This window comes from Paenibacillus sp. 1A_MP2 (assembly GCF_052244825.1).
GTDB lineage: Bacteria > Bacillota > Bacilli > Paenibacillales > Paenibacillaceae > Paenibacillus > Paenibacillus vandeheii.
Genome location: NZ_JBQQCS010000001.1, coordinates 4,873,349 through 4,886,396 on the forward strand (window position 1 = coordinate 4,873,349; position 13,048 = coordinate 4,886,396).

Annotated in this window: 5 protein-coding genes and 4 pseudogenes; 1 reads left to right on the forward strand and 8 read right to left on the reverse strand. The window is 48.3% G+C overall.

Annotation, left to right across the window (positions count from 1 at the left end; genetic code table 11):
- Window positions 1-273: 273 nt before the first annotated feature.
- Window positions 274-522, forward strand: a pseudogene (locus ACTWJ7_RS23775) (helix-turn-helix transcriptional regulator); the annotation flags it as partial.
- A gap of 153 nt (window positions 523-675) precedes the next feature.
- Here the strand turns inward: ACTWJ7_RS23775 and ACTWJ7_RS23780 are convergent.
- From ACTWJ7_RS23780 to ACTWJ7_RS23815, 8 genes and pseudogenes are all read right to left on the reverse strand, one after another.
- Complete coding sequence (locus tag ACTWJ7_RS23780; RefSeq protein ID WP_079347108.1) at window positions 676-1,596, reverse strand: hypothetical protein; 921 nt, start codon at window positions 1,594-1,596, stop codon at window positions 676-678.
- A gap of 417 nt (window positions 1,597-2,013) precedes the next feature.
- Window positions 2,014-3,309 carry a group II intron reverse transcriptase/maturase gene (gene ltrA / locus ACTWJ7_RS23785; protein WP_301879315.1) on the reverse strand — a complete coding sequence of 432 codons (1,296 nt, stop codon included), beginning with the start codon at window positions 3,307-3,309 and terminating at the stop codon, window positions 2,014-2,016.
- 605 nt (window positions 3,310-3,914) lie between these two features.
- A pseudogene (locus tag ACTWJ7_RS23790) lies at window positions 3,915-5,770 on the reverse strand (adenine deaminase).
- A 316-nt stretch (window positions 5,771-6,086) separates the two neighbouring features.
- Window positions 6,087-8,461, reverse strand: a pseudogene (gene helD, locus ACTWJ7_RS23795) (RNA polymerase recycling motor HelD).
- A gap of 240 nt (window positions 8,462-8,701) precedes the next feature.
- Window positions 8,702-9,163, reverse strand: coding sequence for a hypothetical protein (locus tag ACTWJ7_RS23800; protein ID WP_079347116.1), 462 nt, complete (start codon window positions 9,161-9,163; stop codon window positions 8,702-8,704).
- Window positions 9,164-9,303: 140 nt separating this feature from the next.
- A complete protein-coding gene (locus ACTWJ7_RS23805) occupies window positions 9,304-10,371 on the reverse strand; it encodes an FUSC family protein (protein WP_079347118.1) in 1,068 nt (355 codons plus the stop codon).
- Between the two features lie 253 nt (window positions 10,372-10,624).
- Window positions 10,625-11,349, reverse strand: a pseudogene (locus ACTWJ7_RS23810) (HD domain-containing protein).
- Between the two features lies 1 nt (window position 11,350).
- Window positions 11,351-12,790 (reverse strand): NAD-dependent malic enzyme, encoded by a 1,440-nt coding sequence (locus tag ACTWJ7_RS23815; protein WP_079347122.1) that lies wholly within the window; start codon window positions 12,788-12,790, stop codon window positions 11,351-11,353.
- Window positions 12,791-13,048 lie beyond the last annotated feature (258 nt).

A 13,048-nucleotide genomic window follows, 5' to 3' on the forward strand; every position in this document is an offset into this window, starting at 1 on the left:
GTGGGGGCAAGAAATCATTTTTCATTTGAAACGAATTTTCGCCGATCATGCCGCTGGCACACCAACCTGCGAGATGACAACAAAAGCTTACCTCTATCTAATATTTGCACAAATGTTTGAACATATGAGACCCGCTGCACTCAAAGGGACCATTTCGTCAGGCAGTCACGATAAAGTGGAGCGCCTAAAATCAGTGTTAAGTTATATTCACAAGCGTTACCCTGAACCACTTAAGTTAAAAGAACTGGCAGATGAAGCCAATATGAGCGAAGGACACTTTTGCCGCTTTTTCAAACAAATGGTGCAGAAAGTCCGGTCGACTATATCAACTATTATCGCATCCAGCAGGCCTGTGTTCAGCTTGAGAATACCGATCACAAAATTGTGGATATTGCCATGGACGTCGGATTTGAGCACTTGAGCTACTTCATTACAACGTTCAAGAAACACAGGAACATTACCCCGTCCCAATATCGCAAAATGTTTTATGAGAAAGTGGCGGTGGAACCTGCACTGGTCTAAGATTAAGCTCCTGTCAGGGACAGCACTCGGCACTCCGAACTGATGATCGTTCACTGTTCTCCCTTTTATATCAGATAGCAGATGCAAAGAAGGTGCCACAGCCCGTTCTGCTGTAAGCACCTTCTTTATCATGCTGATGAATGGAATTTCATCTTACTTCTTCAAAGTCTCCCATGAGCTGTACTCATGCACCGAAAATCCGTTAAAGGACGAATGCACACTTGCCATTTTCTCGACCAGCTTGAGCTGTGCTTCCATATACGCTGAGCCTTCTTCATAAAAGGTAATGAAATCGCCTTCCTTGCTTTGCTTGGTTTCCACGGCCAAGGATACGGTTTTGCCCAGCAGTGACGCTTCCTGAAGCTCATCCTTCGCTACATTATAGATGGCCGCTGCCGTATCCCGATAAGCCATAATCGTGATGGAGTCAAACTTGCGGATCATCCAGCTGCTTACATTCATCGTGGAACCCGGAATCTTGTAACCGTCCAGCCAGAAAGGAAGGTCTGCGCCTACAGGCATCTTCATCCGTGCTGCCCGATCGACAATATATTGAACGTTCCCCTGCCACTGCGTAATCACACTAGCTTGATTCGTTTTCCACTCTGGATGAACATGAGGTTCAATGTCCAAATGGATGCCGGCAAACTTTTCATTGGGCTCGACTTGATTTTGATACGCTTCAACCCAGTCCAGAAAATCTGTAATTTGACCCCGACTCTCCGTCAGTCCCCAGGCAGGTCTTCCATCCATAACGTCCACGGCAATATTTTTCTCTCTGGCCTTACGAATGAAATCCGTATAGTACGGAAGCTTTACATCCCGATTCATTTGTAGGTAAATCGTATTGATGTCGTTCGTTGTGGCAAACTTCAGTACTAGCTGAGGGTTACTTTGGATCTGCGTGGTGTCCCAAACCCAGGTTGCTCTTACGGAGCCTTGTACCGTTCCATGGATGGTTTCATAACTGTCGACTGAACCAAGTGCAGTAGCCTTGCAAACATACGCATTCCCTGTAAACAGCATGAAACAACTAATTAACAAAACGAATTGGTAACCTCTTTTTCTTTTCATATTTATACACTCCCTATAATGTTATGCAGCTCTAACGTGCAAACCCGGATGACATTCTGTCGTTTTATATTCATTCCCTAAGCACTATTTCAAAGCACGACTATTTACATTGCTTTTATATGCAACATCATCTCTTAGACTTACGACGAAAGAATCATATAACATTATTTCGGGTATTCACACTTCTGTATTTATAGTTCTAAAGACTCATTTATAAAAAATCTTTTAATTTTAGCTGCATTTCGACTAAATATGGGTCATTTTTTGCATATGTACAACAGACGACTCAAGACCTAGTAAGCGTTTTCCTATTCCTAGAGTAAAAGGCTGGGCAAAACCCAGCCCCTCCTCATCAAACCGTACGTGAGGTTTTCCCTCATACGGCTTTCCGATGTTCGTCATTCATGGGCATGCAAATTACAACAGCGTTTTTAGTCCATATTGGCCGGCGATATATTTAACCTCAGATACTGAACCCATCCATTTTCTGCGTTGTCTCTTCTTCGCGTACCACCGTGTTAACCGTTGCAAAATATACCAGTCCAGCTTAGCTAGTCTCTTTTGGCTGTAGTTCGTGTAGTAATAATTTCTCCACCCTTGAATCTTCGGATTGAGCCATTTCACATGTTCCGCGAACGATCTCGATCGCATACTCGGTGGAGACAGTCGCTCTTTAACGACTCCACGAATACGTTCTTCCGCCTTTTTGGTTAGCCATTGCTGCGTGGTATAATATACCTTCCCTTGCGAAGTTTCTGCTTTCGTTTTTCGGTGGTGCATTCCTAAGAAGTCGAATCCCTCGTCTCCTGTCCATAGACCTACAATGCGAGTTTTGGTCGGGTGCAGGGTTAGCTCCAGACGTTCCATAATTTTGCCTATGAGTTCATACGCATGCTCGGCGTCCTTTTTGGTTTTACAGATTACTACAAAGTCGTCTGCATACCTTGTCAGTTCTCCCAGACCTCTTCCATGTTTCTCCCATAGTCGGTCAAAATAGTTCAGATAGATATTCGCCAGAAGCGGTGAGATCACACCACCTTGCGGCGTTCCTAAATCGGAGCGCCTTACGTTTCCTTCTTCCATCACTCCCGCCTGAAGCCACTTCCGTATTAATTTCAGTATCCGCCTGTCGTTGATGCGCATCTGCACCAATTTCATCAGCTTCTCTTGATTAATGTTATCGAAGTAACCTTGGATATCGACGTCGACTACCCAATTCCCTTTGCGGTTGCAAGCTTTCCGAATTCGTTCCAGCGCTCCTTTCGCACTTCGTTTCGGGCGAAATCCAAAGGATACGTCCTCAAAATCCGCTTCAAAGATGGGTTCAATCACGAGTTTCGTTGCCATCTGTATGACTCGGTCGCGCACGGTGGGTATGCCCAGCGGTCTTTGCTTCCCATCTTTCTTTGGGATATAGTGCCGCCGTACAGGCTGCGGATGGTAGTTGCCTTCTTTCAACGCTCGTTCGCAGTCCTTGAGGAAGTTCATTTCTCCTTGTTCCTCCACATCTGCCAGCGTTATGGCATCTACACCTGCCGCTCCCTTGTTCGCTTTCACTCGTCTCCAGGCTTCGTACAAGACATCCCACCGGTAGACTTTGTCGTACAAGGCATGGAATTTACGCTTGCTGTTCTCCTTGGCCACATGACCTAGCTTATCTTGGAGTTGTTGAACTTTTTTTTCCTTTGGTGTTGTTAGCCGATTGGCATTCACTCACTCGTACCTCCTCCAAAAGCATAAACAACGCAGGGCTCCTTCCCTCCCCAAGGTTATGTTGTCCTTGGGTTCTTCGGTACTATGAGCCCCTCGGACTCCCTTCCCACAGACGTTTCACTTCGTCTTTTGGACTTATAGAGTGTCTCTTTACGAATTCCTAAAAAAAAAAATCCGAGTGGGGGAGGGTCTCCCCAGTTCACTGCATGATCTTTCAAGCCATGCCACTCCCTCTACGCCGGAAGGTTCTTCACTGTTGTTCCAAGTTCTACACAGCTTCCTTGGCCTTCGTCTATGTGATCGAGACTCGACACCTTCTTTTCCCCCTTGCAGGGCCTTTTTGACGACGCGGCAGGATTCACTTTATGTTGCGGCCTGGCTTGTTGCTCGCCCTGTCTCTGACAGGTACTTTTGTCGATGCGCTTTTGCACACGGATTTCGCCATATGCAAGCATCCTAGCTACCAAGGTGGCTTGGCCCCTCCTTGGGTTGGACTTTCACCAACAAGATCATGCGTGCCTCTGGGCACGCATCACAAAAAGGCCGCCCTAGGGCGACCTATACTTCTCTCCCCATTTCTAGGAAGAATGGATACCTGTTATTCGTTAGTTCCCGGCTGGAGCAGACGGTGTATTCTCCACCATTTCATCAAACAGGGATACCAGCTCAATGCCTTCTGCCGAAATGCGTACCAGGCCCTTATCGGACAAGCGCACTTCCGGAATAACGACCAGTGCCAGCAGGGACAGTGTCATAAATGCGTTATTTAACGTACAGCCAGCAGACTGCAGCGCTTCACTGACAGCTGCAGATTGAGCTGCTACCACTTCGAATGATTCCGTGGACATCAAGCCTGCAATGCGCAGCGGGAATTCGGTCACACCTGTTCCAGTCACAACGGCTACGCCACCCTGCATTCCGATGACACGATTGCCCGCCTCAGCCATCATTGCGTCATCATTACCGATAATGAGCAGATTGTGGCTGTCATGCGCAACGGTCATCGCGATGGCCGCAGGACCTGTGAAGCCAATCCCCCCAACAAGTGCCACCGTACGATTTCCCGTTTGTTTATGACGCTCCAGCACCGCAATTTTGCAGATTTCACCTGCCGTTGAGATGACTACATTGCCATCTTCCACCGTGACATTAACATGCTTCTCCTTGGTATCCACATGATTCTCCGTCACATGAATGACTTTCGCTCCAATCATACCTTCGGTAATCGGCGCAGACAGCTCCATATCCTTCGGCTGGATATTGGCCTCCAACTTCACGGTGTTCAGCGCCTCTTCCGGATACGTGAAACTGTCCCAGACCGCTGTCATTTTGCCGTTCTCTGCTACGACATGCCCTGCTGCAATCGTCATGCCTACACGGACATCAGCCAAGCGTCCATCCAGCAAAATAATGTCGGCGATATTCCCTGGAATAACCGCACCAATGTCGCGTGCTACACCGAAACGTTCAGCCGTATTAATGGTGGCCATCTGGAATGCAGTGACCGGCTTCACCCCTTGAGAAATCGCCAAACGAACAACAAAGTCCATATGACCTTCTTTGAGCAGCGATTCAGAACTCCGGTCATCGGTCACCAGCATCATGCGGCGTGTATCCAGGCCAAGCTCTGTGCAGGCTTTGATCGTTTCTGCCACGTCATGCCATGCAGAGCCCTGACGCATTTTGGCGTACATGCCCAGCCGAAGACGTTCCACAACATCTTCCTTCGTAACACATTCATGATCCCCCGTCACTCCGCTTGCGGCGTAGGCTGGCAGACGCCAGTCATCCGCTGCCCAGGTGAAGTGACCGTCTGCCACCTTGCCTGCTCTCAGCGTCGCCTGAATCTCACCAATCATCGTCTCGTCCCCGTATACAACTCCAGGGAAGTTCATCACTTCACCGAGACCAATCATATCCGGACCCCAGGATAGGGCTTCTGCCACTTCTTCCGGTCCAATATAAGCGCCTGTTGTCTCCAGTCCAGGATGTGTGGAAGGAACACAGGAAGCCACCTGCATATAAGCAGCCATGGGCGTCGTCCGAGCTTCATCCAGCATCAATCGCAAACCTTTGAGTCCAAGCACATTGGAGATTTCATGCGGGTCAAAGAACCCTCCCGTTGTACCGGAAGGCAGAACGGCTCTTGCAAACTCTGTCACTTTCATTTGTGTGCTTTCAATGTGACAGTGCCCATCCAGCAATCCGGGAGCAATGTATTTGCCTTCCGCCTCAATAATACGAGTATGCTCTCCGATCGTATGGCTTACATCTTTGCCAACATATGCAATCCGAGCTCCCTGTACCGCTACAGACATGCCCGGCAAAATTTCACCCGAAATTACATTAACCAGCGTTCCGCCCCGAATGACCAAGGTTGCAGGCAAGTCTCCCGTGCCGTTGCCACCAGATCCGGTACGCAATCTGCCATTAATGGGCGTTCAAAAGATGGTGTGTTCATGTTGCTGCCTCCTTCATGAAATAAACGATCCAAAAAAAATAGATTGTTACGATTATATGAGTCTCACCGTCATGTGTAAAGAAAATTCACACCTATTGTGCGTGAACACAAAGGATGGATTATTTTTTATCCATAAAACCTAATCCATCTAATATCATGTCAGAAGAGATATCTAATTCCAATGATCTCCTCGATGCTTTTCACACCTAAGGCCAACCTCATGAAGCTTCTTATTCCCCTCATCGTATTCTGCAATACATAGAAAGACTCCCGTCCCATCGAACGGAAGCCTTCTTCATGAATTTGAAAGACGCAGTCATTCGGCTTGAGCGGCAGACACCTTGCCCATATCATACAACTCTTCGGACTGGGATGTAATGAACGGGCTAGGTTTGCCCATGCAATAAACATGCAGTAAATGCATGGCACGGGTACATGCCGTATAGAACAGCTTACGTTCATGTTCCTGCGCATATTGCGATGCAGATCCATCATAGATCAGAACAGCATCAAACTCCACACCCTTGGCCAGATACGCCGGGATGACATGCACACCCCGTTCAAAGGCCAGAGTTGTTTTTTTGATCAGCTTCGGTGCCACAGGCAGTATTTTGCTTAATGCTTCATGGATGTCCTTGCTCTCTTCCGCCGTTTTGCAGATGACCGCAACCGATTCATACCCTTCCTGAATCAGATGTTTGAGATCGGCTGTAATCACATCCAGGTGCTCCTGTTCATTGGCGGAAACGATCACTTTCGGCTTCTCCCCACCGCGGTTAAATGGAACGATCTCTTCTCCACCCGGAACCATGCCCCGTGTAAACTCCACGATCTCCTGCGTTGAACGATAACTTCTCGTCAGCTCAATCACTTCCGTATTTTCCGGTCCATACAGGTTAGTCAGCGGCCCCGTACCACTCAGTACGGATGAGTGCGCATAGATGGCTTGATTAAAATCTCCAAGTGCGGTGATTTTCGATCTCGGGAACAATCTTTTCATAAAGGCCAGCTGGAAGGCAGAGTAATCCTGTGCCTCGTCAATGATTACATGGCGGATATTGGAGTTAATATGGAAACCGAGCAGCAACTCACGCAAATACAAATAGGGTGTGATATCCTCATAGGCCAGCTCCTGTACTTTCAGTCTGCGAAGTGTCATATCACCAATTTCTTCCCAGTGTGAAGGCAATGTTTCCTCTCCCAACAGGCGAACCATCTGTGCCCGGTCGTTGAATAGGTGGGCGTACAGTTGACGTACATCGACAAAACGTAAAGATTTAATCCATTTGCGCAAAGGCTTGAGCCGATCGCTGACCACCATTCGGGCAAGTATCTCTCGTTCCTGCTGGAAATCATCAAACGTGTCCGACTTCCCTTTTTGCTTTCGCTTCAGGCGCTGAAAGGCCCGCTGCAGATCCTCTGGTTCCATTATATCCAGCTGTTGATCTACCCAAGGGGCTTCCAATTCGCCTTTGCCAAAGGCAGACAACTCTTTCAGCATCCAGTCTCGCAGTATTTCCAGTCGATTCACCAGCTTGACGGATGGTTCGAAGCTATAGAATTTCTCCGCCATAGCCTCAGCCGTAACAACAGCCCGCCCCTGGAAACGAACCGGTTTGAATTTCATGCCTTCAGACATCATGCTGTCCTTATATCGTGTAATAACCTTAAGGAAGGACTCAGACGATTTGAAACGAATGCCGGACATACGCGCTTCGTATTGAGGGTCCTCAGTTCCCGTAAGTACGTATTCAAGCTGAATGAATGGATCTTCCAGTTGATATTCACGGCCCAGACGGCGTTCCAGATACTCCTGGAAGGTCGTCTGCAGCATATTTTCCTCTCCAAGCTCAGGCAGTACGGTGGAAACATAACTGTTGAACATCGGGTTTGGCGAAAAAAGGACCATCTGATCCGCTTGCAGATGCTCGCGGTATTTATAGAGCAGATACGCTACACGCTGGAGCGCAGCGGAAGTTTTACCACTGCCTGCAGCTCCCTGAACGATCAGCATGCGAGTCCGGTCATTACGAATAATCCGGTTCTGCTCTTTCTGGATTGTCGCCACAATGCTCTTCATCTGTGCATCTGAGGTTCGACTGAGGACGGCCTGTAACAGCTCATCCCCAATCGTAACTCCGGTGTCGAACATAAAGCGGATACGTCCATCCCGAATGACAAACTGCCGCTTCATCTCAATATCTCCACTAATCTCACCGCTCGGTGTATGATACGTGACCGGACCTGGCGCTCCATCATAATACAGGTTGGATATGGGCGCACGCCAGTCATAGACAAGGAAGGATTCCTCCTTCTCATCCAGCAGTGATGCGATCCCCAGATAGATTCGTTCTGCATTCGGATAGCCATTTTCCTTGAAATCAATCCGTCCAAAATACGGTGAATGGTGCAGCCGTTTCATTTTATCCAGCGCTGCTGCCGTATTCAGATGGCTGCGCTCCCGATCCGACAGGACCTGTGATTGCTGCCGCATACTGGTGGAGGTTTCCCCTACATCATCCGCTTCGCTGAAGTTCATGGTGACTTCGTCCCAGAAATCTTTTCTCATTCCCACAACTTCATCCCGGAAGGAACCTACCTCTTTTCCAGAATGTCGATTTTCCGATCAATCTGTTCCGTTACCTTGTTGACCCGCTGCTGCTCCTCGCTCCATTGCTGGTCTGTACTCATATGTTAATACGCCCCTCTTTCCCGGATTGTGTCCTCAAAAGCCCATTTGACAAGCCCGAAAAGGCTATGGTATAATTAATTAGAAAGTAAACATTTTTATTTTATGTTAATTAGTTCTAATTTTCTGAAAACCATTTTTTATTGTACCAGTGACAACGTCCCGATGCAAGCGGAGGCGTTTTTTGTTGTTTTTATTCTATTATTACCCTCGAATGGGATGAATATAGAACGCGCCCCGTTTTATTGTCGTAATTCTTCAATGGTCTCTCTCCAGCGTGTAATAGCCCCAGATTCGTCTTTTAATTGAAATGTGATCCCTGAAGTAATCTCCGCATACGGCGCATGATCTACACGAACGTTAATCACCTGAGCCTCGAAACGATCTCTCGGATGGACAGCTTCCCTTAATACCGGCAGTAAAGTCACATCCAGACGAATAGATAACAAGATTTGCTGATGAACAGCAATCAAGGTAGCCTTGCCTGTTCGACTCATATTCATACTTGTCTGTGTTCCCGGCCATAAAGCCAGTCTCAGCAGGTTGGGCGTGACCGCAATGACTTCTCCCATACTGATCATCGCTTGATGCGGCCATTCTCCCTCGGACACGGTCAGCAGTTGCATCGCTTCGTGCTGCTTCTTCTCCAGATTCTCTCCATTGAACCACTCCATCCATTCAGGTCCAAGCTGTGTCAAATTCATGTATATCTACCTCGGTTCGATTGAGTTGGTTGCACAAGGTCTGTGCTATGTATGCAAAACAACCCGGACACGCTGTCCGGGCTGGTTGTAGTTCCATTGTATATTATGAAACCACATGACCGCAAACCGTACTACCATGTTTACGGCCATTTAAGCCAATTCAGAATTTTATCCTGTGAATCCTTGTCTTCACTGGCACTGTGCACATGTTCGGCAAGCCGATTCAGCCGCTCCAGCTGATAGCCGTAATCGTAGATCGCAGCAGCCACGATGGACAGCCTCAGCATCCCTTCCTGATCGATATCAAACTGGGAGATGGCCTGCTCCATGAAACGATCATTATCCAAAATAAACTGTGCCGCCTCCTCACCGTTTGGTTTCAGCTTATCCTCGAACTTGAGCAGCGCATGTTCATGGAATTTGATAACAAGCTCCAGATGTGTATCAAAGAACTGATCCATTTCCGGTGTTCGCTGTGCCTGGAAATAGTGACGTTCTACCGAATCCAGCACATCGAATCCTTTTTGCAGACTTAACAGCATTTGTTTGTATACAACCATCTGCCGGGTTTCACTGAATTTGGACCGTTTCATCTTCTTCTGTTCTTCTTCAAACAAGTTATACTTATCCGACAATGATTTGATGGAGCCGCCCAGATTATTTTTCTCATCCCGGAACACCACTTCCTTGATCTCATCCGAGATGGATGTACGCAGCAGCAGTGACATGCCACTGAACACACTCTGAATCTGCTTCACGAACTGGATCTTCGGCTTGGGTGGGAATACCGTAATATTAATGAGAAACGCAGATACAATGCCGACAAGTGTCAGCAGGAAACGGTTCAATGCAAAATGCCAGTCACCCGACGCTTCCATAATCGATACAACGGTTACCAGCGTCAGGCCAACCGTTTCGCCCATATTCAATTTAAGACAAATCATAATAACCAGCACAATAATGAGCCCGACGGCAATGGGCTCATTGGATAGCACCATGCCTCCCAGCAGGGCCACAATCGCCCCAAGTGTAGTGGTCTGCAGCTGATCCAAGAAGTACTTCCAGGAACGATAAATGGATGGCTGCATGGCAAAGATGGCCGCGATCGCGGCGGGAACGGGAGATTGCGGGTTCAGGAACATGCTGCTAAGGTACAGGGCCAGTGTAACCGCAATCCCTGTCTTAAGTACACGTGCACCAAATGACATGGTGACCCCTCCTCTTTTTCAAAACGGATTTCATTCGTTTGATGATCATTATCATTATTACCCCATATTTCTTTTTTTGCCCGAATCAATTCAGGAGAACGATTTATTGTATCATGGAAGCCATTGGGTTACCATGCCCTGTATCTCGTTGATGAAGTATTATCTATCACTGCTTCTCCGTGTACGCAACAAATACCCCCCACTCCACTCTCGGAAGTAGGGGGTATTGTATGTTTAACTCCAATGGAGAAAGTTATGAAAACCTTCCTTCCCATTCACGCTTGAACTGCTCCACAAACTGCACCATAAAGTCATGACGCTGCTCTGCCAGTTCCTTGCCATAGGACGTGTTCATCAGATCTTTCAGTTTGAACAACTTTTCGTAGAAGTGATTAATCGTTGTACTGCGCCCATTCCGGTATTCCTCGCGCGTCATCTGCTCTCGTGGGGAAGGGCGGGATCATACATCTCCCGACCTCTCGCGCCGGCAAAAGCAAACGTACGCGCAATACCGATCGCGCCCAGCGCATCCAGGCGGTCCGCATCCTGCACCACCTGAGCTTCCAGCGATGTGACGGCAGGGCGCTGTCCTCCTGCATAGGAAATGGAACAAATGATGTTTACTACGGCTTCCCGCGTACCCGCTTCCAGCGGCTGGGTATCCAGCCATGCATTCAGCTTTGCCATCCCCACTTCCAGACTTTCGTTCAGCTTCTCATCCGGCACATCATGCAGTAATGCAGCCAGTTCACAGATGAAGGGATCGGCGCCCATACGATGTGCGAGCTCAACCGCAAGTGTGGTTACCCGTTCAATATGAGGCCAGTCATGACCATCCGTATGTGCGGCAGCGTCTCCTTGAACAAAAGCCCGGGCCCCTCGAAGAATGGCCTCTCCTGTTAACGTTCCATCAACATGATCCTCATGCCCCGATTGCTGCGCGCTTGGGTTCGGATGTTGAAGGGATTTCTCTTGCATCTTACACTTCCCCGCCTTCGCGAGCTTGTTCACGCGGTATACGTCTTGCCACACCCGTCTTGACTGCTGCCTCAATCACGCGAGTACGCATTGATTTAACGATTTTATCGTTAAACACACTCGGAATAATATAATAACGAGTACGTTCTTCATCCGAAATGGCCGAAGCAATCGCCTGAGCTGCAGCGAGCTTCATCTCCTCATTAATCTCACTGGCGCGGCAATCCAGAACCGCTCTGAACATACCCGGGAAGCACAATACGTTATTGATCTGATTCGGATAATCGGAGCGACCTGTCGCCATAACAGCCACAATGTCCTCCACTACGGACGGCATAATCTCCGGTACCGGATTCGCCATCGCGAAAACGATCGGGTCGGCTGCCATCGTTTGCACATCTTCCCGCGTTAACAGATTGCCACGGGACAAACCGATGAAGACATCTGCTCCACGAATCACTTCACGAAGTGAACCTGTCTCCAGTTCGGGGTTGGTGCGAGCCGCATAATCGCTCCACACTTCATTTTCATAGGTATTCGTCCGTACCAGCGCACCTTCACGATCTACCCCGACAACCCGGCTCGCTCCAGCGGACAGCAGAATATTACTGCAAGCCACACCTGCTGCGCCGATTCCACAGACGACAATTTTCACATCCGTGATGGACTTGCCAACCAGCTTGAGCGCATTGATCAGACCTGCATACAACACAACTGCCGTACCATGCTGGTCATCATGAAATACAGGAATGTCCAGCTCCTCATTCAGACGACGCTCAATTTCGAAGCAACGCGGTGAAGAAATATCCTCCAGATTAATCCCGCCAAATGCTGGTGAGATCGCTTTCACAGTTCGAATGATTTCCTCGGTATCCTGTGTATCCAGACAGATTGGGAAAGCGTCAACCCCTGCAAACTGTTTGAACAACATCGCCTTACCTTCCATCACCGGCATCGCAGCACGCGGTCCAATGTTGCCAAGCCCGAGCACGGCACTGCCATCCGATACTACGGCAACCGTATTCCGCTTGATTGTCAGAGAAAATGCCTTTCCAGGTTCTTCTGATATAGCCGAACATACCCGTGCCACATCCGGTGTATATACGCGGGACAGGTCTTCCCGGTTATGAATCGGGGTCTTCGGTGTAACTTCAATCTTGCCGCCCAAATGCAGCAGAAACGTTCGATCCGATACGTTAATAATGGATGCTCCTTTGAGCTGGCGCACCCCTTCTATAATTTTGCTGTTATCCTGTGCATCTGTTACCGCGACAGTTAAGTCGCGCACGCTTACATCCTGATTGGTCGAAATCACGTCGATGGCAATGATGTCCCCGCCGGCTTCCGAGATGGCCGAGGCTACTTCACCAAACTTGATATCTTTTGTTGTCATTTCCAGCCGAATAATAAAGCTGTTACCGTCTAGATTTCTTTGATTCATTCCAATTCCTCCCAGACTGCAAGTCTTGAGTTACAGTGTTACCTGTTTGTCTTCGCTGCGCGGACACGTTTTTCCTTTATATTGTCCAGAAAAAGTATTTGTCGTGATCTAATACGACAAAAGGACCACCCTCTCCGTCTAATCGAGACGTTAAGGGTGACCCTCTGCAAGCTATATAAGTTGAACTAAAGCATATTTATACTTGCCACTCCGATGACAGAACAACCTTCTGATCGCTGCTTATCCCCAGATTTTTCA

Coding starts and splice junctions, on each gene's coding strand:
- ACTWJ7_RS23780 (WP_079347108.1), bottom strand. CDS start 1,596: ATGAAAAGAAAAAGAGGTTACCAATTCGTTTTGTTAATTAGTTGTTTC.
- ACTWJ7_RS23800 (WP_079347116.1), bottom strand. CDS start 9,163: ATGAATTTGACACAGCTTGGACCTGAATGGATGGAGTGGTTCAATGGA.
- ACTWJ7_RS23805 (WP_079347118.1), bottom strand. CDS start 10,371: ATGTCATTTGGTGCACGTGTACTTAAGACAGGGATTGCGGTTACACTG.
- ACTWJ7_RS23815 (WP_079347122.1), bottom strand. CDS start 12,790: ATGAATCAAAGAAATCTAGACGGTAACAGCTTTATTATTCGGCTGGAA.